The sequence below is a fragment of the Streptomyces sp. NPDC030296 genome, assembly GCF_055572815.1.
Genome location: NZ_JBVICQ010000004.1, coordinates 351,097 through 375,235 on the forward strand (window position 1 = coordinate 351,097; position 24,139 = coordinate 375,235).

The following is a 24,139-nucleotide window of genomic DNA, read 5'->3' on the forward strand; positions in this document are numbered from 1 at the left end:
CCCGCAACAGCACGGTTCCCCGCGCCCCTTCCGGGGCGCGGGGAACCGTCCTGCGTCACGCCCAGGGGGTCACCGGGGTGAAGGAGCTGTCGGCCTTGAAGGTGGCCGTGTCCTGGTAGGGGTCGATGCGGAGTGCGTAGTTGTAGTGGCGGAGGAAGCGGCCGGGGTAGTTGTACGACTCCAGGCTGACCGAGCCGGCCGCGCTGCCCTGGCGGGCGCAGAAGGTGGCGTCCTTGTTGAAGACGTCGGTGCCGTTGCCGGCGTCGAAGCGGATCCGGTAGTCCCAGTGGCGCATGTAGCGGCCGGCGGAGTCGCGGAAGGAGTAGCAGGTGGCGTCGGCGAGGCCGGGCACGATCGTGAGGGTCGCGCTCTGCTTGACGGCGGCGGTGCTGGAGCCGCTCACCGGGTCGACGTAGCCGAGGCTGTCGGAGCGGACCACGGCGTAGCGGTCCGGGAAGTTGACGGACTGCAGCGACCGGGTGGTGTCCGTCGGCAGGGTCGCGCTGGGCACCTTCTCCTTCAGGACGGTCATGTGGCGGACGAAGCCGCTGAGGCCCGGCAGTTCCTTCCGAGGCGTCCAGGTGGCGAAGTTGTCGTAGCTGTCGCTGTACCAGTACTTCCCGTCGCGGTAGGCGTCGAAGTAGATGCGCCAGCCTCCGTCGTCGAGCTGCACCAGGGCCGGGCCCTCGTTCCAGGATCCCCAGCCGGCCCAGTCACCGGTCTTCTTGATGGTGTACGGGCCGGTGAGGCTGGAGGCGGTGGCGTACTCGAGGTACTTCGTCGTCTCGTTCTTGATGATCGCGTGATAGGTGGAGCCGATCTTGACGACGAAGGTGTCGATGTAGTTCGGGCCGATGCCGGCGAGTTGGGTGGGCGCGGTCCAGCTGGTCAGCGAGGAGTCGGTCGCCGTGATCTTCCAGGGGGTGAAGTGGACGGCGGTGCTCGCCGACGTCAGGGTCATGATGATGTTGACGCTGCCGTCGGTGTCGACGAACCACTCCGGCGCCCAGGTGCGGGTGATCCCGCTGATCGGGACCGTGTAGTTGTACAGGAAGGTCCAGTTCAGGCGGTCGGCGCTGCGGGCGATGCCGATCGTGTTCCCGGTCCAGTTGGTGGTGTACGTGAGGTAGTAGAAGCCGTCGGTGTGCCTGAAGATGCTGGGGTCACGGATCAGACCGGACGGCGGGGTGTACGCCGGGCCCTTGCGCAGCGTGTAGGTGGTGGCGTCCGGCGAGTCGTAGACGTACATGTTCGACTCGCTGGTGTTGGTGAAGGCGGTCATCGTGTACCGCGTCACCTGCGCCGGCGGGGCGGCGGCTCCCGCCGGACCGGCGAAGGCCGTGGTGAGGCCCAGGAGGGCGGCCACCGAGGTGAGCAGGGCGAGGACTGCCCTGAGGGATCTGTTCAACGCTCGTCCCATTTCTGCGCGAACTGCCCTGAGGCGTGGGATGTTGTTCGAAATGCCGCACGTCGTGCGGAAGTTCGATCAGAAGATAAGAGGGACATATGTGTGCGTCAATGCATTGTGCAGAGTTTCCGCGAGAAGTGATTCCGCTTGTGTCCGTTGTGGCCGACCCGTGGCCCCGCCGTGGCCACCTCGCCCCACGGACGCCCCCAACGTTGCCTTCGCTCCCACGTCCTTCCAGGTCACCCCTTGTTTCCCGACCGACCTCGCGGCGGGCAACAGGAAACCCGTGGACCCCGGTCGCTGGGAGGACGAATCTCGGATCGTCAGCACCGGGCCCGGCCCGCATGACCGAGCGGGAAGCCCGGTGAGAACCAGCAAGGGGGAACCATGCGCAAGATGACCCGTGTCGCCGCCACGCTCCTGACCTCGACGGCCGCGGTGGTGGCGCTCAGCGGCACCGCCCAGGCGAAGGCGGTCGAGGCCAGGCTCGCCCAGGAGACGATCTACGGCTGCGACTACGGCGCGGTCTGCATCTACCCGGAGGGCAAGCACTACTCCGAAGCCAACCCCACCCACAAGTTCTGGAGCTACAAGGCCCACAACCTGAGCGGGCAGGTCAATTACCACTGGGTGTTCAACAACCAGTACGGCGGCGCGACCGCTGACCTGTGCAAGCAGTACAACGGCGGGGACTGCATCGAGACGATCCCCGAGGGGTGGGCCTTCTACCGCGACCTGACCCCCATCAACTCGATCACGCTCCGTCCGTAGCGCGACGGCGAGTGACTGCGTGACGACGCCCGGAACCGGCTGCCCGCGGTTCCGGGCGTCCCTGTTTTCGCCACTCCGGGTGAAAGACTTGGCCGCCCCCGAGGACCCGGCAGTAACCTGGGCATCCGCCGTCTCACGGCCGCTCTGCCTTGGGGGACACCTTGGGGGACCCGCAGCACGGACAGCAATCAGACCCTCATCACGGACGGGACCGGGACGCGCTGACCACGCTGTCCTTCCCGGCGCAACTGAGACGGCTCAGACAAGAGCGCGGACTGTCCCTCACCGATCTGGCCCGGCGCACCCACTACAGCAAGGGCTACCTCAGCAAGATCGAGACCGGCACGAAGCGCGCGACCGTCGACGTCGCCCGACTGTGCGACCAAGTGCTGGGCGCCAAGGGGGAGTTGCTGCGGCTGGTGCAGCAGGCGCCGCCCCGAGACGGCGGCCCCCGCACCGACACCGACCCCGTGGAGCGGCAGTCCGACGAGAGCTGTCCCTACCGCGGCCTGGCGGCGTTCACCCCCCAGGACGCGGAGATGTTCTTCGGCCGGGACCGCGCGACGGCCGCACTGGTCGAGCGGATCTTCGAACGGATCGGCGGCGGCCCCCTGATGCTCGTCGCACCGTCCGGCGCGGGCAAGTCCTCGCTGCTCAACGCCGGCCTCGTCCCGGCCCTGCGCCGCGGAGACCTCCCCATGCCGGGCGCCGACCGCTGGCCGGTGGTGCTGCTCACCCCCACCTCGCGCCCCCTGGACGAACTGCTGGAACGCGTCGCGAAGACGCTGGGCAGCGACCTCGGCATCACCGCCGACGAGGTACGGGACAACCCGGGCGCCCTGCTCGGCGCCGTACGGGCCCGCACGGACACCCCGTCGAGGACCGAGGGGCCGCGGCGGCCCCCGCCACCCCGACCGGTGCTGATCGTCGACCAGTTCGAGGAACTCTTCACGCTCTGCCCGGACGAGGACGAACGCCGCGCGTACGTCCACGTGCTGTGCGCGCTCGCGACCTCCCGCCCCGCGGATCACCCGCACCCGGCCGCCGTCGTGGTGCTCGGTGTGCGCGCCGACTTCACCGGCCGCTGTCTGGACCTCCCCGAGCTGGCCCGCGTCTTCACCGACGGGCTGTTCGTCCTGTCCCCGATGACCGTCGCGGAACTGCGCGAGTCCATCACCCGCCCCGCCGAGCTCGCCGGGATCACCCTCGAACCCGGCCTGGTCTCGCTGCTGTTGCGGGACGCCGGACTCCGCGACGACCCCGGCACCGGCCCCCGGCCCTCCACGACCGGCTCCGACGAGACACCCTCCGGCGCGCTCCCCCTGGTCTCCCACGCGCTGCTCGCCACCTGGCAGCGGCGCCGCGACTCGGCGCTGACCGTCGACGGGTACGAACGGGCCGGTGGCATCCAGGGGGCGGTCGCCCGCACCGCCGAGAACGTGTTCGCCGGGCTGTATCCCGCCGAGCAGAAGACGATCCGCCGCATCCTGTCCCGGCTGGTCCTCGTCATGGACGGGGCCGGGGCGACCCGCCGCCGGATGAGCCGGGACGCCCTGATGGCGCAGCTCGGCGACGCGGACGGGGCCGCCGCCGCGCTCGACGCGTTCGTCCGGGCCCGGCTCATCACGCTGGACAGCGACACCGTCGAGATCACCCACGAGGCCCTGCTGCACGCCTGGCCCCGCCTCCGGGACTGGATCCACGCCGACCGGGCGGGTCTCCTCCTCCATCAGCAACTCGCCCACGCCGCCGCCGAATGGGAGCGCGAGAACCGCGACCCGTCCGCCCTCTACCGGGGCACCCGCCTCGACACCGTACGGACGTGGGCCGACGAGTCGGACGGCCGGGCCCGGCTGGGGCCCGAGGAGGAGGCGTTCCTGACGGCCAGCCAGGCCGAGGAGGACGGCCGGCGCAGACAGGCCCGACGACAGGTGCGGCTGCGGCAGTCCATGCTCGCCACCCTCGCCGTGCTGCTGGGTCTCGCCGTCACCGCCGGAGCGCTCGCCTACCAGCAGCGTGAGGGCGCCCTCGACCAGGAGCGCGTCGCCCGCTCCCAGGCCCTCGCCGCGCGGTCCGCGTCCCTCGCCGGGGGCCGGCCCGAGGCGTCGATGCTCCTCGCGGAGGAGGCCTACCGGGCCGCGCCCACCGCCGAGGCGCGCGGCGCCCTGCTCAGCACCCAGTCGCAGCCCTTCTCCGCCCGCCTCGACGGCCACCGCGGACCGGTCAACGCGGTGGCGTTCGCCCCCGGCGACCGGATGCTCGCCACCGCGAGCTCCGACGGCACGGTGACCCTGCGCGACACCGCCGAGGGCCATCGGATCCTCGCCCGGTTCACCGTGCCCGGACGGGTGCGCTCGGTCGCCTTCAGCCCCGACGGACGTACGGTCGCGGTGACGTCGACCGACCGACCGGTGACCCTGTGGAGCACCACCGCCCACCGCAGGACGGGCGTGCTCTCCGACGCCACGAAGGGCGCGCGGGCCGTGGCCTTCGACCCGCGCGGCGGCCGACTCGCCGTCGCGGCCGCCGACGGCACCGTCCGGGTGTGGGACACCGCGTCCCGGCCGCCCCGGCCCGTCAAGACCCTCCGCGGCCACAAGGGCACCGTCAACGCGCTCGCGTACGCCCCTGACGGGCGGACGCTCGTCTCCGCCGGCGCCGACCGCGTCGTACGGATCTGGGACACCCGACGGAACGAGTTCGTCGACGACCTCAAGGGCCACACGGACGAGGTGCTGGGTGTCGCCTTCTCCCCGGACGGCACCACGGTGGCCTCCGCCGGCGTCGACCGGACGGTGCGCCTGTGGGACGTGCGCGACCCACGGCTGACGGCCACGTTCACCGGGAGCAGCGACGACATCAACGCCGTCGTCTTCACCCCGGACGGGACGACGGTCGTCGGCGCGGTCGGTGACGGCACGACCCGGCTGTGGGACGTGCGCGGCGGCCGCCAGACCGCGGTGCTCGCCGGGCACACCGACTACGTCCTCGGGGTGGCCGTGACCTCCGACGGCGCCCTGCTGGCCACGGCCGGGTTCGACCAGTCCGTCGCCCTGTGGGACCTCGCCGGGCCGGTCCTGACGTCCCGTCCGTTCACCGAGGTCTGGCAGACCGCGTACAGCCCCGACGGGAAGCTGCTGGCCACCGCCGACGCCGACCACGCCGTACGGCTGTGGGACGCGCTGACGCACACCCTCGTGGCGGCGCTGAAGGGGCACACCGAGACCGTGTTCTCGGTGGCGTTCTCGCCCGACGGCCGGACCCTCGCGTCGGCGGGCTCCGACGGCACGGTCCGGCTGTGGGACGTCGCGCGGCGCGCGGCGCTGAAGAAGCTGACCGGGCACGCCGGGCAGGTCTTCGCCGTCGCCTTCGCCCCCGACGGGCGGACCCTGGCGTCGGCGGGCGCCGACCACACGGTGCGCCTGTGGGACGTGGTGAAGCGCCGCCAGACCACCGTGCTCGGCGGCCACAAGGACTTCGTCAACGACGTCGCCTTCAGCCCCGACGGCCGCACCCTGGCCGGTGCCGGCGACGATCTGACGGTACGGCTGTGGGACGTCGCCTCGCACCGCGAACTGGGCGCGCTGCGGGGGCACTCCGGTGCCGTGCGGGGCGTCGCGTTCAGCCCGGACGGCCGCACCCTCGCCAGCAGCGGCAACGACGGCACGGTACGTCTGTGGGACGTCCGGCACCGGCGCTTCGAGGTCGCCCTCGTCGGCCACTCGGGCGCGGTGCGCGGTGTGGCGTTCAGCCCGGACGGGCGCACCCTCGCCAGCAGCGGCAACGACCGTACGGTCCGCCTGTGGGACGTCGCCGGGCGGCGGCCGTGGGCGACGCTCACCGGCCACACCAACGCGGTGTGGGGCGTCGACTTCGCGCCCGGCGGGCGGACGGTGGCCAGCAGCAGCACCGACGGCACCGTACGGCTGTGGGACCTCGACCCGGGCGCGCGGCTGGCGGACATCTGCCGACTGCGCGCCGGGATCGGCCCCGAGGAGCGCGCCACACTGCTGCCGGGGGTGCCCGTCGCGGCGGACGCGGGGGACTGCGGGAGCCGCTGAGCGACAACACCGGGCCGACCGCCGGCCATCCACCGGGCCGTCCACCGGCGCCGGGCGACACGCCGGGCCTTCCGTCGCCGCTCGGCGGCACTCGGTGATCTCCCTGGTCAAGGGGGGTTTCCCAGGTGTTTCCCGTTGCCCGGTGGGATGGGGCGACGCCTGGATCTCGACGCGCGGGGTGGTGGTCGAGCAGGCTGCTGTCCGACCACCACCAGTTCATCGGACCGACAGGAAACGGGGGTTCCGGCATGGTGAGCCGGACCAGTCTCATCCGCACACTGATCGCACTCATGGCCCTGCTGCTGTGCGCGCCGCTGACCACGGCCGCGGCGGCACCGTCCGCGCCGGCCGCTCCCGCCGCCGGCTGCGGCGTCCTCGCGCCGGGCGCCTCGGCCGCCGCCGAACGGGCGATCGCCGCCGCCTGCGCCGAGGTCGCCGCGGGCACCTGGTACACGTGGGGCGGCGGCCACGGCCCTCAGCCCGGCGCCACCTACGGGCAGGTCGACCCCACCGACCCGGCCAGCGAACACGACCCCGAGCGGCGCGGCTTCGACTGCTCCGGCCTCGTCCGGTACGCGTACGCGCAGGCCGCCGGAGGTACGGACATCCTCAACGGCGTCGCCAGCCAGCAGTACTACACGCACCGCGCCGCGGCCCGCTTCACCGCCGCCCAGGGCCTCGCCCCCCTGCTGCCGGGCGACCTCCTGGCCTACGGCACCAAGAAGAACCTGCACCACATCGCCATCTACCTCGGCGCGGGCAAGATGGTCGAGGCGAAGCAGTCCGGCACCAAGCTGATGGTCAGTGACGTCCGCCTCGGCGGCGACTACTTCGGTGCCGTCAGGGTCAACACCGGCCAGGTCACCGGTCACATCCACCAGACGTGGGGCACCGACGTGTGGACCAAGGCCGAGCCCCGCCTCGCGGCCGAGCGCGTCTACGCCTTCCCGTACTCGACCACCATCCGCGTCTACTGCCAGAAGCGCGGGGACAAGGTCAACGCGGAGGGCTACGAGAACGACGCCTGGTCCTACCTGCCGGACTACAAGGCATGGGTCACCAACATCTACATCAAGGGCCCGGACTGGCTCGCGGGCGTACCGGACTGCAACGACGTGCCCTTCCCGCCCCCGGGCCAGTGACGGACCGCTCGGGCAACGCATCGGGCCAGTGACATTCGCGCCGGTGACCGTCGGGGGGCGGCCACCGGCGCGAGCCGTTCCCGACTCTCCCGGACCGGCTCCGACAGGCTTCCGATGAAGCTGCAACGCCCCCGTCTCCACCGGGACTCGAGCGGCTTACGGTGATCTCGCCGTGGTGATCGCGAGTAGAAGGGGGACATGAGTGTGGCTCTGAAAGAGTACGCACAGGACGAGTTGGCCGCTCAGCCCATCGGTTCATGGACCGGTGAGGCGTACCGTCACGTGGTCGGCGCCCTCCGTGCGCAGTTGGCGGTGGAGGGGCTCACGCAGCCGCACTGGTGGACGCTCAACCACGTTGCCGGGGACCCGGGGAGGTGGACCCGCGCGACACTGGTCGAGCGGTTGGCGAGGTACGAGGACCTCGGGATCGACTTCGACGGTGTCTTCGACGATCTCGTCGCCCGCGGTTGGCTGACGGAGGACGCTGGGCGCATGACCTTGACCGAGGCCGGTGAGGACGGGCGCCTTCGGGCCCGGGAACGCAACGCCCGTGTGCATCGGCAGATGCATGAGGGCGTCGACACGGCCGACTTCGTCACCACCATCAACGTCCTGCGCCGCATCGTCGACAACCTGGGCGGCGACGGCAACCTGCCGGACTGACGGGCGCCGCCGACCGCCGCGGCCGGGACGAGGCGGACCTCGGGCCCGTGCCAGAGGGGACGTGGGCTTGGCGGCCTGGTTCCGCCAGTGGGTCCGGCTGGAGCGGGTCGCGGTGAGTCTGTGCACCTATGAGTGCAGGGTGGTGTCGGGTCTGTTGCAGTCCGGGGACCACGCGTGGGCGGTCTTCGAGAGGACCGTCCCGGTGACGCCGGACGACCAGCTGGACAGCCTGACCGGCGGATGGAGCGGCAGCGGATGCTGTCCGAGCGGCCGACGAGGCAGGGCACGTCAGTTGGCGAGGGGCAGCCGTTCGACATGGGCGACCCGGAGGGAGTCGATGTCGGCCAGGGTGTGCTTGTCCGTCAGCTCCGCGTAGTGTCGAAGTCGCCCTCGGCGGAGTCGGTCTCGCCCGGTGCGAGGTGGGTGGAGCTGACGTACGCCTGGCCCACGAAGTCGCCGTCGTCGTCGAACCCGTTGACGATCACGGTGTAGTTGGCGGGCTCACCACCCTTGTTGATGATCTCGTAGTCGAAGCGGTACGTCGTGCTCGCGTCGCAGTCGTTGTAGTCGAACTCGTCGCGGTCGTCGCACGGTTCGCCCTCGTCGAGGAGGTCGTTCCGCTCCTTCGCGAGCTTCCCGCCCGAGATCGCGACATAGCTCCTGGCGTCGTCCCCGCCGACCACGGCCCACCAGGTGACGCCCGCGCCGACGAGCAGGCCCGCCACGACACCGAGGGCGGCGAGCGCGCCCCGTCCGCCCAGCCGCCTCGGCGTCACACCGGGACCGTGCGGCGTCACGTCGGTTCTCATCGGCGTCACGTCGGGTACCTGCGGCATCTGGTCGGTCATGGCGCTGCTCCTCGTAGGGATGGATGGTCGTTTCACCGACATCCACACCGTCGGCGCCGAAAAGGTTGCACCGATCGCCGTCCCGCCGCCGCACCGATCACGGAAAACGACCACCACAGGACGATTTCAGCCCACTACAGGGCGGCGCGGGGCCCGTACGTTCGTCGTATGCCAACCAGCAAGCACCTCCTGACCTCGGTCCAGGTGGCCCGCTTCGTCGCGCAGGGGTTCCTGCGCCTGGACGGGGTGGTGCCGCCGGAGATCAACGAACGGGCCATCGCCGCGCTCGCCGAGGGCCTGCCCGGCGTGCCCTACGGCACCCCGCTGAGCGAGGCGTTCCCACCCGGCACCTTCGTCCGCGAACTGCTCGAACTGCCCGTCGTCGCCGGTGCCGTGGAGAGCCTGGTCGGACCCGGACCGACCGTCGACCACCACGCCGTGCACGTCCGTGAACCCCACGAGGGCCACGCCCAGGACCTCCACGCGGACGCGATCATCGACGTACGGCCGGACGCCTTCGACATCCAGCTCATGTACTACCCGCACGAGGTGACCGCCGAGATGGGCGGCACGCTCAGCGTGCCCGGCAGCCATCTGCGCAGGATCAACGAGACGGACATCGGCCGCGTCCAGAACCTGCGCGGCCAGACCCGGCTCACCTGCCCGGCGGGCACGGTCGTCCTCGTGCACCACGGCATCTGGCACGGCGGCCGCCGCAACGACACCGCCCGCCGCCGGTACATGTACAAGCTGCGCCTCAACCCGACCGTGCCGCAGGTGCGCCTGTGGGACACCACCGACCTGCACGACCCGGCCGTCACCGCGGAGCTGGACACCCACTTCCCGTGGTACGAACAGGCCACCGGCCGACTGGAGATCCACAACCGGGCCCTGCTGTGGCGGGCGCTGACCGGCGATCCGTCGTTCGACGTCGAGTACTGGGTCACCCGCGTCAGCAACCGGCCCGCCCTGAGGAGCCACGCATGAGGCAACAGGTCCTGGTCCTCTACCTGTCGACCTCGGCGCTCGACTCCCCGGTCGTCGGCTGGTCCCGCTACGACGGGACCGGCCGGACCCGCCCCACGGCCGGTGACAGCGACGAACCGCCCTACGGCACGGGGCTCGACGCGCTGCTCGACGGATGGCGGCTGTTCCAGGCGTCGCAACTGCTGCCGCCCCAAGCCGGCCACGAGTACGACGTCTCCTTCCTGAAGCACGAGTTCTTCTTCGAGAAACTGGAGGAGACCTCGTCCTGATCCCCGGGGTGCCCGTGGCCCGGTCGCGGGGCGTGGCGTACCGGGCCACGGGAGTCAGGGATCAGTAGCCGTAGATCATCTTGTAGGCGACCTCGGGCAGGAACTGACCGGCCGAGGAACCGGGGCCGACACCGCAGTTGCCGTCCGACTCGCCCGGCACCTTGATCCACAGCAGCATCTCGGCGCCACCGCCCATCTGGGTGGCCGGGCCGATCCGGCGGCCCGACGGGTTGCACCACTGGCCGTTGGAGCCGTTGCCGTTGCGGCTGGTGTCCACGACGAACGGCTTGGTGTAGCCGTAGCGGGCGCTGAGCTGGCTGTTCACCGCGTTGCCGTAGGCCGTGTTCTCGCCGGTGGTCAGGTAGTTGGAGATGTTCAGCGAGAAGCCGTGGGCCTGCCGCAGCCCCGCCTCGTGCAGCCGCTTGGCCATGGTCGCGGCGTCCGTCCAGGCGGGGTTGCCGGCGTCCATGTAGACCCAGGTGTTGGGGGCCTGGCGGCTGAACTGGGAGACGGCGCCGCTGAGCATGCTCTGGCGCTCGGCTATCTGCGCCTGGTTCATGCAGCCGTAGTCCCCGAGGGAGTCCGGCTCCAGGATCACCAGCGCCGGACGGTTGCCGATACCGCCGGCGAACTGGGAGATCCAGCTCGCGTAGGCGGACGGCGACGAGGCGCCGCCCGCGGAGTGCCCGCCGCAGTAGTCGCGGTTGTAGACGTTGTAGGCGACGAGGATGGGCAGCTTGTCCCGGCTGTCCGCGGCGCCCGTGAACGAGCTCGTGGCGGAGCCGATCGAGCCGCTCCACGAGCCGAACCAGCGGGCCATCGGGGTGTTGGCGATCGAGTTGTTGATCGCCGACGCCCGGCCGTCACCGGGGTTGGCCGCGACCCACCGCTTCGCGCTGTTGTCCGGGTCCACATAGAACCCGCTGGTCATCCTGGTCGGGTCGGCGGCATGGGCGGAGGGGGCGGCGGTGAGCGCGAGCGGCAGAGCGCAGAGCGCTGCCATCAGGACGCGGAGCCTGCGGCGCATGACTTCACCTCGGAATGCTGGGGAGGATGCGGCGCGCGCTCTCGTCCCGAGCGTGCGCCGCGCTGAGGAAGTGCGGTGGTTCGATGTGCCCGGAAGGGAGTGGGAGCGCTCCCATTGGAAGCGCTCCCAGCGGTGCGGAAGGTGCTGAGAACCTTTGGGGTGTGCTCGGTATCGTGTGGCTGGCTGGTAGAACTGTCAAGAGTCGAGGCGTGAAACTCCCTCTGTACAGGGTGAGTTCGAGGCTCTACGGTCGCTGTGACCGGAAGCGCTCCCAGTTTTCGGTCAGGGGGGAGAGGCACATGGTCATGGCGGACGACCCGCCGCGTCGGCAGCCCACACTGGAGGCCGTGGCCGAACTCGCGGGCGTCTCCCGCTCGGTGGCCTCCCGCGTCCTCAACAACGCGCCGCACGTCAGCCGGGGGAAACGCGACGCCGTCGAGCGGGCCGTCCGGGAACTCGGATACGTCCCCAACCCCACCGCCCGCGCACTGGCCACCCGGCAGACGGGTGCGGCCGCCCTGGTCGTCTCCGGCGAGGACCCGTCGATCTTCGCGGACCCGTTCTTCGCCCAGGTGATCGTGGGGGCGTCGGCGGCGCTGGAGGAGGCCGACCTGCATCTGATGCTGTGCCTGGCCGCGACCGACCGGGGCCGCAAACGCGTGGAGGAACTCCTCCGGGGCAAGGGCGCCGACGGGGTCATGCTGATGGCGCTGCGCGAGAACGATCCGCTGGCGCGCACGGCCGAGGAGGCGGAGATGCCCGTGGTGTTCGGCGGCCGCCCCGTCGGCTCGTCTCCCCGCTGGTACGTGGACGTCGACAACACCGGCGGGGCGCGCGAGGCGACGGAGTACCTGCTCTCCCGGGGCCGGACCCGGGTGGCCGTGATCTGCGGGCGGCTGGACACCGAGGTGGGCCGCGCGCGGTACCGCGGCTACCAGGACGCCATGCTGGCCGCCGGCCTCGAACCGTTCCCGCCGAACGAGGGCGACTTCACGGAGCCCAGCGGGGCCGCCGTCATGGCCGCGCTGCTGCTCCGGCACCCCGACCTGGACGCGGTGTTCGCCGCCAACGACAACATGGCGGCGGGGGCGCTGCGCACCCTGCGGGAGGCCGGGCGGCGCGTCCCCGCGGACGTCGCCGTGGTCGGCTTCGACGACCTGGCCGCGGCCCGCATGGCCGATCCACCGCTCACGACGGTCCACCAGCCGATAGCCGCCCTGGGCCGCGAGACGGCCCGCATGCTCGCCGCGCTCATCCAGGGCGAGACGCCCACCCCGCTGATCCTCCCCACCCACCTGGTCCGGCGCGCCAGCGCGTGACCTGGCGGGGGCCGGGGCGCGGAGAGGGGGCGCGTTGGGGTGGTGTGGTGGCGAGTGGGTGGGGGCAAGCAGGGGTGGTGTCTGGTGAGGGGGCGGGGCGGGAATCGCGTTTGGGCGGCTCGGTCGCGAGGGGGCGGGCCGGGACTGCGCGGCGGGCTGGGTGTTCGCCGGGATCGGCGGGACCGCGCTGGGTGCTTGCCGGGGTCGGCAGGCCGTGTGGGCGGCGCGGCCGGGCGGGGTGGCGCTGTTGGTTGGCCGTGTGGTGTGCTCGCCCCGATGGCGGGGCCTTGCGGTCGGGTGGTGTGCTTGTCCCGATCTGCCGCACCGCTCGGGCGGGGGTGGGGACGCTTCGCCGCGCAAGCGCCCGGCTCGGTCAGGCGCCGGGCCGTACAGTCCCACCCTGCCCCGCCCGGCAGCGGGCGCTCGGTCGGCGGGGGCCCCGCCCGGCGAGGCCCCCGACCGGCGCTGAAGGCGCTCAGCTCGCGTTCTTGCGGACCTCCTCCAGCCGGACCGGGCGGCCTTCGGCGACCGACAGGGTGCATGCCTCGGCGATCCAGCTGGCCTCGATCGCGTCGGCGACCGTGCAGGGGGAGGGGCGGGTGCCCGCGACGACCTCGGTGAACGCGGTGAGTTCGGCGCGGTAGGCGGGGGCGAAGCGGTCCATGAAGAAGTTGTGCGGCGGACCCGCCGGGAAGGTCACGCCCGGCTCCGCCGAGCGGAGGGGGAGTTGGCCGTCGAGGCCCGCCGCGATGCTGTCCTTCATCCCGTGCACCTCAAGGCGCACGTCGTACCCGCGGGCGTTGTGGCGGGTGTTGGAGATGACGCCGATCGTGCCGTCGTCGAAGGTGAGCAGCGACGACGCCGTGTCGACGTCACCGGCCTCCTTGATGTACTCCGCGCCCTTGTTGCCGCCCGTCGCGTACACCTCCACGACCTCGCGGCCCGTCACCCAGCGCACGATGTCGAAGTCGTGCACCGCGCAGTCCCGGAAGATGCCGCCCGACACCGCCACGTACGCCGCCGGGGGCGGAGCCGGGTCCAGCGTCGTCGACCGCACGGTGTGCAGCGCGCCCAGCTCACCGCTGAGTACCGCCTCACGCGCGGTCATGCAGCCGGCGTCGAAGCGGCGGTTGTAGCCGATCTGCACCTCGATGCCGCTGTCCCGGACGGCGCGCAGCACGGTGAGGCTGTCCTCCACCGTCTTCGCCACCGGCTTCTCGCAGAACACGGGGATGCCCGCCTCGACGGCGGCGAGGATCAGTCCGGGGTGCGCGTCCGTCGCCGCCGTGATCACCACTCCGTCGATCCCGGAGGCGAACACCGCCTCCGGGGAGTCGGCGACCGTGGCGCCGAACTTCTCCGCCGCCGAGGCCGCCGCCGCGGCCACCGGGTCGGAGACCACCAGCTCCTCCACGACGTCCAGCCCGGACAGTGTCCCGGCGTGGAAGGCGCCGATACGGCCCAGCCCCAGGATGCCAATGCGCATGATCGAGTGTCCCTTTCAGATGTACGGCGGAGAAGGAGGGGAAGGAAGAGGAAGAGAAGGGTACGTGCAGGTCAAAGGGTCAGTCGGTCGCGCCGACCACGTTCTGGTCCCAGTCGATCAGTGAACCGGTGACCACACCGCTGCGGTCGGACAGCAGGAACACGACGAAGTCGGCGATCTCGTCGACCTGGCCGAGCTTCCCCATCGGCAGCCGCTCGGCCGCCCGTTCCCGCCAGTCGTCGCCCGCGCCGTGGAACTCCCGCTGGATCGCGTCCTCGCCCTCGGTCTCCGTCCAGCCGATGTTGAGGTCGTTGATCCGGATCCGGTCCCAGCGGTGGGCGTGGGCGGCGTTGCGGGTGAGGCCGGCCAGGCCGGCCTTCGCGGCGGAGTACGGCGCGAGGTACGGGGGGCCGCCGTGCGCGCAGTTCGAGCCGATGTTGACGATCGTGCCGGGCGCCCCGCGGGCCACCAGATGCGCCACCACCGCCTGCATCGCGAAGAAGGGGGCGCGCAGGTTGATCGCGATGTGCGCGTCGAACAGCTCCGGCGAGGTGTCGAGCAGCGAGCCGCGCGAGGTCAGCCCGGCCGCGTTCACGAGACTGTCGACCCGGCCGTGGGCCGCGATCACCTCGTCCACGCTGCGGCGCACCCGCTCAGGGTCGGCGAGGTCCGCCCGTACGAACGTGGCGCCGGTCTCCGCCGCCAGCTTCTCGCCGACCTCGGCGCGGCGGCCCGTGAACGCGACGGTCGCGCCCTCGCGCAGGGCCGCGCGGACGATGCCCGCGCCGACGCCCTGGCTGCCGCCGTTGACGAGGACGACCTTGTCCTCCAGGAGTGCCATCCGGGGTGCTTCCTTTCGTTCGAGCGCGGCGCTTCGGCCGACGGGCGGTGCGGGCGGCGAAACCGGCGCCGACGGTTCAGGTACCGCGCCGGCCGGTTCAGGTGACGCGCCGGCCGGTTCACGTACGGCCTCCGCGGTTCAGGTACCGCGTCGTTCCGCGCCGGCCCGTAGTTCCTCGCGCAGCCGCGCCGGGCTCCACTCCTCCGCCACCGCACGCCACAGCGTGTCCGCCTGGGAGGGCGGGGCGAGTCCGTCGACCGGCGGGTCCCGGTCCAGGTTCGTGGGGAACGCGTAACCCTCGGCGGTGGCCGCGACCACGCGGCGCAGCGCGTCCTCGGGGGTGCCCTCGGCCTTGCGTGCCAGCAGGACCGGGAACACGGCGTTCGCCATGGCCTCGCGGTCCACCGTCTCCATCGCCCGGCCGAACGCGGAGGAGACCTGGAGCAGGTTCGCCATCCGCCGGATGTCCGTCGACCGGTTGTGCCCGGCGGCGTGGAACAGCGCCGGGTTGAAGAAGACCGCGTCGCCCTTCTCCAGCGGGAGCTGCACGTGGTGGGCGTCGAAGTACGCGGTGAACTCGGGCAGCCGCCACGCCAGGTAGCCCGGCTCGTACGTCTGTGAGTACGGCAGGTACAGGGTCGGGCCGGACTCGACGGGCATGTCGCAGTGGGCGACCGCGCCCTGGAGGGTCAGCACGGGGGAGAGGCGGTGGACGTGCGCCGGGTACCCGGCCGCCTGCTCCCGGCCGAGGAAGCCGAGGTGGTAGTCGCGGTGCGGGCTCTGCGCCGCGCCGCCCGGGTTGACCACGTTGATCTGCGACGTCACCTGGTAGCCGGGGCCGAGCCACGCCTCGGAGACCAGTGCCAGCATGTCGTTGGCGTAGTAGTCGGCGAACGCCTCCGGGGCGCGCAGGGCCGTCTTCTCCAGCGCGTTCCACACCCGGTCGTTGGCGCCGGGCTTCGCGAAGTGGTCGCCGCGGGCCGACCCGGAGGCCCGTTCCTCCTCGATCAGTGCCGTGAAGGCCGCCGTGGCCGCGTCCACGACCCGCGGGTCCGGGAAGGCCCGCTTGAGGACGACGACACCGGGACCGTCGAGCATCGCCCGGACCAGCTCGACCTGCACGGCGCGGCGGTCCGCCGCCGCGCGGAGCCGCTCACTGTCGTAGACGGGGACGTTCCGCTCGACGCCCTCCGCGTACGGGTGGTCGCGGGGATCGGTGGTGCGCTCGACCAGGGCGCGGAACGCGACGAGGTCGCAGTCCTCCTCGGACAGCCAGATCGCCGAGCCCGCAGCGGTGAGGGCCATGCCGGGTCCTTTCCCTGGTCTGGTCGGCCGGTCTTTCGTCGCGCCGCCGTCTCTGTCAGTCTTGGGCCCGGACCACCCTCATTCAACCCTCAGCAGCCCCTCAAAAACCCCTCATCCACAGCCGGGAACGCAGCCATGGGACACCCCTACACGATCCGTGAGATCGCCCGTCAGGCCGGGCTGAGCCTGGCCACGGTCGACCGGGTCCTCAACGGCCGCGGCGGGGTACGGGAGAGCACTGCCCGCGAGGTCGAGCAGGCGATCAAGGACCTGGACCGGCAGCGGACCCAGGTGCGCATCGGCGGCCGTACGTTCATGGTCGACATCGTGATGCAGTCGCCGGACCGGTTCTCGACGGCCGTGCGGGAGGCCCTGGAGGCCGAACTGCCGTCCCTGCACCCGGCAGTCGTCCGCTCCCGCTTCCACTTCCGGGAGACCGGGCCCGCCTCGGAGATGGTCCGGATGCTCGACCGGATCGGGCGGCGCGGCTCGCAGGGCGTGATCCTCAAGGCCCCCGACGTCCCCGAGGTCACCGCCGCCATCGAACGGCTGGTCGCGGCCGGCATCCCCGTCGTCACCCTCGCGACGGACCTGCCGAGCAGCCCGCGCAGCGCGTACGTCGGCATCGACAACCGGGCCGCGGGGGCGACCGCCGCCTATCTGGTCCGGCAGTGGCTCGGCGACCGGCCCGGCGCCGTCCTGGTGACGATCAGCCGGGGCTTCTACCGCAACGAGGAGGAGCGCGAGATGGGGTTCCGGGCGGCGATGCGGGCCGCCGAACCGGCCCGGCGACTCGTCGAGGTCACCGACAGCGACGGCCTCGACGCCACGCAGCGGGACCTGGTCCGTGACGCGCTGGAGCGGGAGCCGGACCTCGCCGCCGTCTACTCGATCGGCGGCGGCAACACCGCGACGCTCGACGCGTTCGCCGCCGCGGGGCGGGAGCCGCACGTCTTCGTCGCGCACGACCTGGACCACGACAACACCCGGCTGCTGCGGGCCGGCCGGCTGTCCGCGGTGCTCCACCACGACCTCCGCCAGGACCTGCGCCGCGCCTGTCAGACCATCATGCGCGCCCACCAGGCCCTCCCGGACGAGGGTCCGTCCCTGCCGTCGGCGATCCAGGTGGTCACCCCGTACAACATGCCGCCGGGCAACGGATAGCCGACGGGCCCGAGCGCTCTCAGACGCCGGTCCGGAACGTGCGCCGGTAGGCCAGGGGGGACACCCCGATCGCCGCGTGCAGGTGCTGGCGCAGGGAGGTGCCGGTGGCGAAGCCGACATGGCCGGCGATCTCGTCGACCGACAGGTCCGTGGACTCCAGGAGGTGCCGGGCGCGGGTGATCCGCTGCTGGACGAGCCAGCGGCCGGGGCTCATACCGACCTCGTCGTTGAAGCGGCGGGCGAAGGTGCGCAGGCTCATCCGGGCGTGCTGGGCCAGGTCCGTCAGGGTGAGCGGGGAATCGAGGCGTTCCAGGGCCCACGCGCGGGTGGCGGCCGTACCGCTCGCCGCGTCCTGGGGGACGGGCTGCTCGATGTACTGGGCCTGGCCGCCCTCCCGCCACGGCGGCACCACGCACCGCCGGGCCACCCGGTTGGCGACCTCGCTGCCGTGGTCCTTGCGCACCAGGTGCAGACAGATGTCGATGCCGGACGCGGCGCCCGCCGAGGTGAGGATGTCGCCGTCGTCCACGAACAGGACGTCCGGGTCCAGATGGACCTTCGGGAAGTGCTCGCGGAACGTGTCGGCGAGCGACCAGTGCGTGGTGGCGGGCCGGCCGTCCAGCAGACCGGCCGCCGCGAGCACGAAGGCGCCGGTGCAGATGGACACGAGCCGGGTGCCGGGCCGGATCCGCCCGAGGGCCGCAGCCAGAGGGTCGGGAAGCTCGGACGACAGCAGCCCCAGGGCCGCGGGGAACGGACCGAACGAGGCGATGATCACGGTGTCGGCGGTGTCCAGCACCTCCGGGCCGTGCTCCACGGAGATCGTGAAGTCGGCGGCCGAACGCACCGGCCGGCCGTCCGCGGTGCAGGTCAGGACCTCGTACAGGCCGTCGGTCGAGCCGAAGATACGGCTCGGCATGCCGAGTTCGAAGGGGTAGACCCGGTCGGGGGCGAGGACCACCACACGGTGCGGGGACGTCATGAAGGACAGTCTGTCACGACACGTGGCACGATCCCATCGAATGATGACCATCGTGCCATTGTCGCGGGAGCGGCCCCGCACGCAGGCTGGACGCCATGACGGAAACGAACGTGAACCACGGCACCATGCGTGCCGTCAGCCAGGACGACTTCGGCGGACCGGAGGTACTGAAGGAGGTCGACCGGCCGCGTCCCACGCCCGGCCTCAGCGAGATCCTCGTCCGCGTCCACGCGGCCGGTGTGAACCCGACCGACTGGAAGAACCGCGCCCATGGACTGTGGGTACCGGACCCGCTGCCCGTACTGGGCTGGGACGTCTCCGGCGTCGTCGAGGCGGTGGGCTTCGGGGTCACCCTCTTCCAGCCGGGCGACGAGGTGTTCGGCATGCTGCCCTACCCGCACGGGGCGGGCGCCTACGCCGAGTACGTCACGGGACCGGCCCGTGCCTTCGCCCACAAGCCGGCGAACATCGGCCATGTCGAGGGCGGCGCGCTGCCGCTGGCCGCGCTCACCGCGTACCAGGCGCTCGTGGACACCGCCGACGTACGGCCCGGTCAGCGGGTGCTGATCCACGCGGCCGCCGGGGGAGTGGGGCACCTCGCCGTGCAGATCGCCAGGGCCAGGGGCGCGTACGTCATCGGGACGGCCAGCGCCGGCAAGCACGACCTGCTGCGTGAACTGGGCGCCGACGAGCTGATCGACTACCGGACCGAGGACTTCGCCGAGCGGGTGAAGGACGTCGACGTGGTCCTGGACACCCTGGGTGGGGACGTCCGCACCCGTTCCCTGGACGTCCTGCGTCCGGGTGGCACCCTCGTCACGATCGTGCCGGTGGCCTTCGAGGACGACGCGAGGAAGGCCGCCGAGCTGGGGGCGCGGCTCGCGGTGCTGCTGGTCGAGGCGGACCGGGCGGGGATGCGGGCCGTCGCCGACCTCGTCGCCGGGGGCAAGCTGCGCGCCCGCGTCGACGCCACCTTCCCGCTCGCCGAGGCGGGCAAGGCACACGCCCACGGGGAGACCGGCCGGACCACCGGGAAGATCGTCCTCACGGTGGACTGAGTCCCGCCGCCGGGCGCACCCGGCGTCAGCTCGACACCAGCTGGGCCTCGCGGCGCTCCGCCGGGGCCTCCACGGTCACGGCCACGGTCACCTGCTCCGGCACGGTCACCGTGGCCGTCGCCGTCTCCTGGCCCTCACGGTTGCGGTACAGCCAGGCGATGTCCCGCCCGAACGACCAGACCAGCGAGCCCAGCGCCACCGCGACGACCGCGAAGTTCGCCGCGTACGGCAGCAGTCCGGAGGCGGCGACCAGCAGGAAGACACCCTGGATCGCGGCGACCGTCTTGCGGGCCATGCTGTGCGGGAGGGAACCGTTCAGCCACGGCATGGCCTTGGCGGCGGCGACGAAGCCGTACCGCATCAGGCCGATCAGCAGCACCCAGGGACCGAGCGCCATCGACACGTACACGCTCAGCACCAGGATCAGGAACGCGTCGACCTCCATGTCGAAGCGGGCACCCAGCGCGGTCGACGTGCCCGTGCGCCGGGCCACCTTGCCGTCGACGCCGTCGAGTATCAGGGCCACGGCGGTCAGGCCGACGAACAGCGAGACGGGCGGTGAGCTCTGGAAGGAGTCGGCGACCAGCGCGGTGACCGCGCCGACCAGGACCGCCCGGCCGAGCGTGACCCGGTTCGCGGGGCCGAAGGAGCGGGGCCGGGTGCGCAGCAGCGCGCGGTTGAGGACCGCCCAGGTGGCGAACGCGAACGCCAGCCCGGTCAGCCAGCCCGCGGGACCCAGTCCGATCGCCGTACCCAGGAAGGCGAGCAGCAGCACCTGGGCGCCCGCGCCCACCGCCGTCTCAGAGAGCACCAGCCGGCCGTCGTAAGTGTTGTTCAGGGCCACCGCAAACCTTCCGAACGTGTGTGGAAGAGTCGATCTCCGCCGCGTACCGTTCCGCGACTTCCACCGCTGCGTACGTGGAGAACCGCCCGACCGTTCACGGAGACCCCTATGAAACACACAGCCCGCGCCTTCTGGCTCAGCGCCCCGGGACAGGGCGAGATCCGCGAGGAGCGGCTCGCCGCCCCGGCCGACGGCGAGGTGCTCGTCCGCACGCTGTACACGGGTGTCAGCCGTGGCACGGAGACCCTCGTGTTCAGCGGTCGCGTACCCGAGAACCAGCACGCGACCATGCGCGCGCCCTTCCAGGAAGGGGAGTTCCCGGCCCCGGTGAAGTACGGCTATCTCAGCGTCGGCCGGGTCGAAGAGGGGCCGGACGCACTGGTCGGCCGGAACGTGTTCTGCCTGTATCCGCACCAGAGCCGCTACGTCGTCCCGACGAGCGCCGTCACCGTCGTGCCGGAGTCCGTCCCCGCGGCCCGCGCCGTCCTCGCCGGCACCGTCGAGACCGCCGTCAACGCCCTGTGGGACGCCGCGCCCCTCGTCGGCGACCGGATCGCCGTCGTCGGCGGCGGCATGGTCGGCTGCTCGGTGGCCGCCCTCCTCGCCCGGTACCCCGGTGTCCGGGTCCAACTCGTCGACGCCGACCCCGCGCGCGCCGACATCGCCCGCGCCCTCGGTGTGGACTTCGCGCTGCCCGGCGACGCGCTCGGGGAGTGCGACCTCGTCGTGCACGCCAGCGCCAGCGAACAGGGCCTCGTCACCTCGCTCGGCCTGCTCGCCGCCGAGGGCACCGTCATCGAACTGAGCTGGTACGGCGACCGGCGGATCTCCCTGCCCCTCGGCGAGGCCTTCCACTCGCGCCGGCTCACGATCCGCAGCAGCCAGGTCGGCACCGTCTCCCCGGCCGCACGCCCCGGCCGCACCTACGCCGACCGGTTGGCGCTCGCCCTCGAACTCCTCGCCGACGCACGCTTCGACGCGCTCGTCACGGGGGAGTGTGCCTTCGACGAACTCCCGGACGTGCTGCCGAGGCTCGCGAGCGGAGAGCTGCCGGGGCTCTGCCATCGGGTACGGTACGCCGCCGAGTGACCCACTGACCGGTCAGCGCTCCCGCCCCACCCGTCCCTGAACTGCCCCGACGGAACGCTGACCTCCAAGAAACCGCAAAACTCGGCTGAACAACGGGTAGGGAGCAGCCGTACTACACGGCATGCCCCGGCCCGGGGGCAGACGTACCGCACTGGAGGGTCGTCCGTTGTTCAGCATCACCGTCCGCGATCACATCATGATCGCCCACAGCTTCCGCGGGGAGGTCTTCGGACCCGCGCAGCGCCTGCACGGCGCCACCTTCCTCGTGGACGCCACCTTCCGGCGCGCCGAGCTGGACGACGACAACATCGTCGTAGACATCGGGCTGGCCACGCAGGAGCTGGGTGCCGTGGTGAGCGAGTTGAACTACCGCAACCTCGACAACGAGCCCGACTTCGCGAACACCAACACCTCGACGGAGTTCCTCGCGAAGGTGATCGCGGACCGGCTCGCCGAGCGGATCCACAAGGGCGCCATGGGCGAGAACGCCAAGGGCATCGCGGGCATCACGGTCACCCTGCACGAATCACACATCGCCTGGGCGAGTTACGAGCGTGCCCTGTGACCGACACGACCATCGAACGGGCGGACCTCGGCACCGCCGCCCAGGCAAGCGGCGCCGCCCAGGCCGACGGGGGAGAGCAAGTGAGGCTCGGCTACGTGCCCGTGCAGAACGCGGCGCTGAAGAACGCCGCGATCGTGCCCATGTCGCTGCGCTCCGTGCACTTCGTGATGCCGGGCGGCGTCAACGACGTGGCCCGCCCCAGCGGAGGCAACGCCTACGACCGCCGGATCTGCCTCGATCTGCCCGGCTTCGGCTGGCAGGTTCACCAGCACGCCCTTCCCGGCAGCTGGCCGCGCCCCGACGCGGACGCCCGCGCCGAACTCGCCCGTACGCTCCGGGAATTCCCCGACGGCACGGTCGTCCTCCTGGACGGACTCGTCGCCTGCGGGGTCCCCGAGATCATCCTCCCCGAGGCCGAACGCCTCTGCCTGGCCGTCCTGGTGCATCTGCCGCTCGGCGACGAGACCGGCCTGGAGCCGGACGTGGCCGCCGACCTCGACGCCAAGGAGCGCACGACCCTGCGGGGCGTGTCCGCCGTGATCGCGACCAGCGACTGGGCGGTCCGCCGACTGGTGTCCCACCACGGCCTCGCCCCCGAGCGGGTCCATGTCGCCGCCCCCGGCGCCGACATCGCCCCCCTCGCCTCCGGCACCGACGGCGTCTCCCGGCTGCTGTGCGTCGCCGCGGTCACCCCGCGCAAGGGGCAGCACCGGCTGGTCGAGGCCCTCGCGACGGTCACCGACCTGCCATGGAGCTGCGTCCTCGTCGGCGGCATCGACCAGGACCCCGAGTACGTCGACCACATCCGGGGCCTCGTCGCCAAGTTCGGCCTGGAGGACCGGCTGCACCTCGCCGGACCGCAGGCGGGCGCCGAACTCGACGCCAGCTACGCCTCCGCCGACCTGATGGTCCTCACCTCGTACGCGGAGACCTACGGCATGGCCGTCACCGAGGCCCTCGCCCGAGGCATCCCCGTACTCGCCACGGACGTCGGCGGCCTCCCGGAGGCCGTCGGCCGCGCCCCCGACGGCGGCGTGCCCGGCATCCTCGTCCCGCCGGAGAACCCCGCGGCCATCGCGTCGGAACTGCGCGGCTGGTTCGGGGAGGCCGACGTGCGGCGCCGGCTGAAGGCCGCGGCGCGCGGCCGCCGTGCCGCGCTCGACGGCTGGGCGACCACGGCCCGCAGCCTGGCCCACGTCCTCGGACGACTGCGCCACGAACCCCGGAGGGCGGCATGACCACTTCAGCCTCGACGGCGACCACGACGACCGCGACGGCCGCGTCCTCGGGCGCGGCGGGTTCCCCGGGCATACCCGCGGGCACCCCGCGCCCCGCGGGTGGGACTGCGTCCACCGCGGGTGGGGCGGCTCCCGTCGCGGGCGTGTCCGTGCTCGCCGCGGCCTCCGCCTCGGGTGCCGCGCTCAGCATGGCGGGGCGGGGTGGTGACACCCCGGCGGCCGAGGGACATCAGTACGCCCCGCAGTGGCTGGAGTTGCGGGAGAGCGCCGACGCCGCCGCGCGCGCGACGGACCTGCTCGACCCGCTGCGCATACGTCTCGCGAACCTGCCCCGCCGCGCCACCGGCCTGGTCGTCCACGACCTCGGCTGCGGCACCGGCTCGATGGGCCGCTGGCTCGCGCCGCGGCTCGACGGCGCCCAGCAGTGGGTCCTGCACGACCAGGACCCCGCCCTGCTGCGGCTGGCCATCGAGCGGGCGCCCCGCGCGGGCGCCGACGGCAGCCCCGTCACGGTCACCACCCGGCGCGGCGACATCGGGCGGCTCACGGCGGACGACCTGGCCGGCGCCTCCCTCGTCACCGCGTCCGCGCTGCTCGACGTCCTCACCCGCGAGGAGATCGAGGCGCTCGCCGGGGCTTGCGCGGACGCCGGAGTGCCCGCGCTGCTGACGCTCTCCGTCGTCGGCCGGGCCGACCTCGTACCGGCCCACCCCATGGACCAGGAGATCGCCGAGGCGTTCAACGCCCACCAGCGCGCGAGTGAGCTGCTCGGCCCCGACGCGATCACCGTGGCCTGCGAGGCGTTCGCCCAGCGGGGCGCCACGGTCCGGGTCCACCCGAGCCCCTGGCAGCTCGACGAGCGGCACATCGCCCTCACCGAGGAGTGGCTGCGCGGCTGGGTAGGCGCGGCCTGCGAACAGCGCCCCGAACTCACCGAGCGCGCCGAGGCCTACCTCCGCGACCGTCTGGCGGCCTGCGCGGCGGGCGAGTTGCGCGTCACCCTCCACCACAGCGACCTCCTGGCCCTGCCCCGGCCGACGGGCGGCACCTCATGACGGCGCCGGTGGACACC

General features: G+C 72.3%; 22 protein-coding genes. 14 read left to right on the forward strand and 8 right to left on the reverse strand.

Annotated elements, in window-relative coordinates; all coding sequences use genetic code 11:
• Positions 1-55 precede the first annotated feature (55 nt).
• Positions 56-1,408, reverse strand: a complete 1,353-nt coding sequence (locus ACZ4Z3_RS13505; protein WP_468501100.1) for a glycoside hydrolase family 43 protein — start codon at positions 1,406-1,408, stop codon at positions 56-58.
• Between the two features lie 387 nt (positions 1,409-1,795).
• Between ACZ4Z3_RS13505 and ACZ4Z3_RS13510 the strand changes: the two genes are divergently transcribed.
• The 5 genes from ACZ4Z3_RS13510 to ACZ4Z3_RS13530 all read left to right on the forward strand — a co-directional run bounded on the left by ACZ4Z3_RS13510 (position 1,796) and on the right by ACZ4Z3_RS13530 (position 8,421).
• Positions 1,796-2,179 carry a hypothetical protein gene (locus tag ACZ4Z3_RS13510; protein ID WP_468501101.1) on the forward strand — a complete coding sequence of 128 codons (384 nt, stop codon included), beginning with the start codon at positions 1,796-1,798 and terminating at the stop codon, positions 2,177-2,179.
• A gap of 161 nt (positions 2,180-2,340) precedes the next feature.
• Complete coding sequence (locus ACZ4Z3_RS13515; RefSeq protein WP_468501102.1) at positions 2,341-6,240, forward strand: nSTAND1 domain-containing NTPase; 3,900 nt, start codon at positions 2,341-2,343, stop codon at positions 6,238-6,240.
• Between the two features lie 248 nt (positions 6,241-6,488).
• Positions 6,489-7,382: an NlpC/P60 family protein gene (locus tag ACZ4Z3_RS13520; RefSeq protein ID WP_468501103.1), complete on the forward strand. Its 894-nt coding sequence runs from the start codon at positions 6,489-6,491 to the stop codon at positions 7,380-7,382.
• A gap of 198 nt (positions 7,383-7,580) precedes the next feature.
• Positions 7,581-8,045: a MarR family transcriptional regulator gene (locus tag ACZ4Z3_RS13525; RefSeq protein WP_468501104.1), complete on the forward strand. Its 465-nt coding sequence runs from the start codon at positions 7,581-7,583 to the stop codon at positions 8,043-8,045.
• Entirely contained in the window at positions 7,951-8,421 is a 471-nt protein-coding gene (locus tag ACZ4Z3_RS13530) for a Scr1 family TA system antitoxin-like transcriptional regulator (protein ID WP_468501105.1), read from the forward strand. Before ACZ4Z3_RS13525 ends, ACZ4Z3_RS13530 begins: the two co-directional genes overlap by 95 nt.
• Here ACZ4Z3_RS13530 and ACZ4Z3_RS13535 read toward each other — a convergent pair.
• Positions 8,408-8,893, reverse strand: a complete 486-nt coding sequence (locus ACZ4Z3_RS13535) for a hypothetical protein (protein ID WP_468501106.1) — start codon at positions 8,891-8,893, stop codon at positions 8,408-8,410. The two genes, ACZ4Z3_RS13530 and ACZ4Z3_RS13535, sit on opposite strands and share 14 nt — an antisense overlap.
• 168 nt (positions 8,894-9,061) lie before the next feature.
• Here ACZ4Z3_RS13535 and ACZ4Z3_RS13540 point away from each other — a divergent pair, with 168 nt between their 5' ends.
• On the forward strand, positions 9,062-9,880 hold the full coding sequence (locus ACZ4Z3_RS13540; protein ID WP_468501107.1) for a phytanoyl-CoA dioxygenase family protein: 819 nt from the start codon (positions 9,062-9,064) through the stop codon (positions 9,878-9,880).
• Positions 9,877-10,149, forward strand: coding sequence for a hypothetical protein (locus ACZ4Z3_RS13545; RefSeq protein ID WP_404154159.1), 273 nt, complete (start codon positions 9,877-9,879; stop codon positions 10,147-10,149). Before ACZ4Z3_RS13540 ends, ACZ4Z3_RS13545 begins: the two co-directional genes overlap by 4 nt.
• A 61-nt stretch (positions 10,150-10,210) precedes the next feature.
• Here ACZ4Z3_RS13545 and ACZ4Z3_RS13550 read toward each other — a convergent pair whose 3' ends face one another.
• Positions 10,211-11,176: a glycoside hydrolase family 6 protein gene (locus ACZ4Z3_RS13550; protein WP_468501108.1), complete on the reverse strand. Its 966-nt coding sequence runs from the start codon at positions 11,174-11,176 to the stop codon at positions 10,211-10,213.
• Positions 11,177-11,481: 305 nt separating this feature from the next.
• Here ACZ4Z3_RS13550 and ACZ4Z3_RS13555 point away from each other — a divergent pair, with 305 nt between their 5' ends.
• Positions 11,482-12,495: a LacI family DNA-binding transcriptional regulator gene (locus ACZ4Z3_RS13555; RefSeq protein WP_468501433.1), complete on the forward strand. Its 1,014-nt coding sequence runs from the start codon at positions 11,482-11,484 to the stop codon at positions 12,493-12,495.
• A 475-nt stretch (positions 12,496-12,970) separates the two neighbouring features.
• Here the strand turns inward: ACZ4Z3_RS13555 and ACZ4Z3_RS13560 are convergent, their stop codons facing one another.
• The 3 genes from ACZ4Z3_RS13560 to ACZ4Z3_RS13570 all read right to left on the reverse strand — a co-directional run bounded on the left by ACZ4Z3_RS13560 (position 12,971) and on the right by ACZ4Z3_RS13570 (position 16,127).
• Positions 12,971-13,981, reverse strand: coding sequence for a Gfo/Idh/MocA family protein (locus ACZ4Z3_RS13560; protein ID WP_107461655.1), 1,011 nt, complete (start codon positions 13,979-13,981; stop codon positions 12,971-12,973).
• A gap of 79 nt (positions 13,982-14,060) precedes the next feature.
• Positions 14,061-14,822, reverse strand: coding sequence for an SDR family oxidoreductase (locus tag ACZ4Z3_RS13565; RefSeq protein WP_468501109.1), 762 nt, complete (start codon positions 14,820-14,822; stop codon positions 14,061-14,063).
• Positions 14,823-14,960: 138 nt separating this feature from the next.
• Positions 14,961-16,127, reverse strand: coding sequence for a phytanoyl-CoA dioxygenase family protein (locus tag ACZ4Z3_RS13570; RefSeq protein WP_468501110.1), 1,167 nt, complete (start codon positions 16,125-16,127; stop codon positions 14,961-14,963).
• A 135-nt stretch (positions 16,128-16,262) separates the two neighbouring features.
• On the opposite strand from ACZ4Z3_RS13570, the gene ACZ4Z3_RS13575 reads away from it, so the two are divergent.
• Entirely contained in the window at positions 16,263-17,291 is a 1,029-nt protein-coding gene (locus ACZ4Z3_RS13575) for a LacI family DNA-binding transcriptional regulator (RefSeq protein ID WP_099966282.1), read from the forward strand.
• A 19-nt stretch (positions 17,292-17,310) separates the two neighbouring features.
• On the opposite strand, the gene ACZ4Z3_RS13580 is transcribed toward ACZ4Z3_RS13575, so the two are convergent.
• Positions 17,311-18,273: a GlxA family transcriptional regulator gene (locus ACZ4Z3_RS13580; protein ID WP_468501111.1), complete on the reverse strand. Its 963-nt coding sequence runs from the start codon at positions 18,271-18,273 to the stop codon at positions 17,311-17,313.
• Between the two features lie 125 nt (positions 18,274-18,398).
• Between ACZ4Z3_RS13580 and ACZ4Z3_RS13585 the strand changes: the two genes are divergently transcribed.
• A complete protein-coding gene (locus ACZ4Z3_RS13585; RefSeq protein ID WP_468501434.1) occupies positions 18,399-19,331 on the forward strand; it encodes an NADP-dependent oxidoreductase in 933 nt (310 codons plus the stop codon).
• A gap of 25 nt (positions 19,332-19,356) precedes the next feature.
• On the opposite strand, the gene ACZ4Z3_RS13590 is transcribed toward ACZ4Z3_RS13585, so the two are convergent.
• The gene (locus tag ACZ4Z3_RS13590; protein WP_468501112.1) at positions 19,357-20,175 is read right to left on the reverse strand and encodes a CDP-alcohol phosphatidyltransferase family protein; all 819 of its coding nucleotides are present in this window, start codon (positions 20,173-20,175) and stop codon (positions 19,357-19,359) included.
• Between the two features lie 108 nt (positions 20,176-20,283).
• Between ACZ4Z3_RS13590 and ACZ4Z3_RS13595 the strand changes: the two genes are divergently transcribed.
• The 4 genes from ACZ4Z3_RS13595 (at position 20,284) to ACZ4Z3_RS13610 (ending at position 24,122) form a co-directional block, all read left to right on the forward strand.
• Complete coding sequence (locus tag ACZ4Z3_RS13595; RefSeq protein WP_468501113.1) at positions 20,284-21,264, forward strand: zinc-dependent alcohol dehydrogenase; 981 nt, start codon at positions 20,284-20,286, stop codon at positions 21,262-21,264.
• A 166-nt stretch (positions 21,265-21,430) separates the two neighbouring features.
• Positions 21,431-21,829: a 6-pyruvoyl trahydropterin synthase family protein gene (locus ACZ4Z3_RS13600; RefSeq protein WP_055519615.1), complete on the forward strand. Its 399-nt coding sequence runs from the start codon at positions 21,431-21,433 to the stop codon at positions 21,827-21,829.
• A complete protein-coding gene (locus ACZ4Z3_RS13605) occupies positions 21,826-23,067 on the forward strand; it encodes a glycosyltransferase family 4 protein (RefSeq protein ID WP_468501114.1) in 1,242 nt (413 codons plus the stop codon). The genes ACZ4Z3_RS13600 and ACZ4Z3_RS13605 overlap by 4 nt, the downstream gene beginning before the upstream one ends.
• A complete protein-coding gene (locus ACZ4Z3_RS13610; protein WP_468501115.1) occupies positions 23,064-24,122 on the forward strand; it encodes a class I SAM-dependent methyltransferase in 1,059 nt (352 codons plus the stop codon). Before ACZ4Z3_RS13605 ends, ACZ4Z3_RS13610 begins: the two co-directional genes overlap by 4 nt.
• The last annotated feature ends 17 nt before the right edge of the window (positions 24,123-24,139 follow it).

Coding starts and splice junctions, on each gene's coding strand:
- ACZ4Z3_RS13535 (WP_468501106.1), bottom strand. CDS start 8,893: ATGACCGACCAGATGCCGCAGGTACCCGACGTGACGCCGATGAGAACC.
- ACZ4Z3_RS13555 (WP_468501433.1), top strand. CDS start 11,482: ATGGCGGACGACCCGCCGCGTCGGCAGCCCACACTGGAGGCCGTGGCC.
- ACZ4Z3_RS13510 (WP_468501101.1), top strand. CDS start 1,796: ATGCGCAAGATGACCCGTGTCGCCGCCACGCTCCTGACCTCGACGGCC.
- ACZ4Z3_RS13560 (WP_107461655.1), bottom strand. CDS start 13,981: ATGCGCATTGGCATCCTGGGGCTGGGCCGTATCGGCGCCTTCCACGCC.
- ACZ4Z3_RS13530 (WP_468501105.1), top strand. CDS start 7,951: ATGAGGGCGTCGACACGGCCGACTTCGTCACCACCATCAACGTCCTGC.
- ACZ4Z3_RS13595 (WP_468501113.1), top strand. CDS start 20,284: ATGAAACACACAGCCCGCGCCTTCTGGCTCAGCGCCCCGGGACAGGGC.
- ACZ4Z3_RS13550 (WP_468501108.1), bottom strand. CDS start 11,176: ATGCGCCGCAGGCTCCGCGTCCTGATGGCAGCGCTCTGCGCTCTGCCG.
- ACZ4Z3_RS13580 (WP_468501111.1), bottom strand. CDS start 18,273: ATGACGTCCCCGCACCGTGTGGTGGTCCTCGCCCCCGACCGGGTCTAC.
- ACZ4Z3_RS13610 (WP_468501115.1), top strand. CDS start 23,064: ATGACCACTTCAGCCTCGACGGCGACCACGACGACCGCGACGGCCGCG.
- ACZ4Z3_RS13545 (WP_404154159.1), top strand. CDS start 9,877: ATGAGGCAACAGGTCCTGGTCCTCTACCTGTCGACCTCGGCGCTCGAC.
- ACZ4Z3_RS13585 (WP_468501434.1), top strand. CDS start 18,399: ATGCGTGCCGTCAGCCAGGACGACTTCGGCGGACCGGAGGTACTGAAG.
- ACZ4Z3_RS13520 (WP_468501103.1), top strand. CDS start 6,489: ATGGTGAGCCGGACCAGTCTCATCCGCACACTGATCGCACTCATGGCC.
- ACZ4Z3_RS13565 (WP_468501109.1), bottom strand. CDS start 14,822: ATGGCACTCCTGGAGGACAAGGTCGTCCTCGTCAACGGCGGCAGCCAG.
- ACZ4Z3_RS13525 (WP_468501104.1), top strand. CDS start 7,581: ATGAGTGTGGCTCTGAAAGAGTACGCACAGGACGAGTTGGCCGCTCAG.
- ACZ4Z3_RS13540 (WP_468501107.1), top strand. CDS start 9,062: ATGCCAACCAGCAAGCACCTCCTGACCTCGGTCCAGGTGGCCCGCTTC.
- ACZ4Z3_RS13575 (WP_099966282.1), top strand. CDS start 16,263: ATGGGACACCCCTACACGATCCGTGAGATCGCCCGTCAGGCCGGGCTG.
- ACZ4Z3_RS13570 (WP_468501110.1), bottom strand. CDS start 16,127: ATGGCCCTCACCGCTGCGGGCTCGGCGATCTGGCTGTCCGAGGAGGAC.